Source organism: Mesorhizobium sp. M7A.F.Ca.CA.003.01.2.1, from assembly GCF_003998945.1.
In the GTDB taxonomy this organism is placed as follows: domain Bacteria; phylum Pseudomonadota; class Alphaproteobacteria; order Rhizobiales; family Rhizobiaceae; genus Mesorhizobium; species Mesorhizobium ciceri.
The window spans coordinates 1-454 of sequence record NZ_RZRA01001673.1; the positions used below are offsets into that span (position 1 = coordinate 1).

The 454-nt window shown below is 66.5% G+C and carries 1 pseudogene; it reads left to right on the plus strand.

What is annotated here, in order from left to right:
* A pseudogene (gene hisZ / locus EN969_RS34880) lies at window positions 1-454 on the plus strand (ATP phosphoribosyltransferase regulatory subunit); the annotation flags it as partial.

Sequence of the window (454 nt, forward strand, 5' to 3'; positions counted from 1 at the left end):
CGCCGATCTTGCCAACCCGCCGCGCAACAGCCAGCTCTCGGGTCCGGTCGCCGCTCTGGTCCTCGACGGTGATCTGGACGGTCTTTCCGCCCATATCGCCAGCGGCATGGAAGAGGCCGGCCTGTCGGCGTCCGCCGGACGCGCGCCGTCCGACATTGCCCGGCGGCTGATCGAGAAAGCCGAATTGCGCAGCGTTCGGCTGTCGAGCGAGGCGTTTTCCGCGCTGAAGGATTTTCTGGCGATCGACGTTCCGCTAGATCGCGCGGCCCAGGCGCTGGAGACCTTCGCCGCCGACGCCGGTCTGTCACTCGATGTCGCGCTGGAAAAGTTCGCAGCCCGCGCCAAGGCGATCGAAGCGCATGGCTTGCCGGCCGATAAAATCCGCTACGACGCCGCGTTCGGCCGCCCGCTCGACTACTACACCGGCCTGGTTTTCGAAATCGCGGCCGACAAT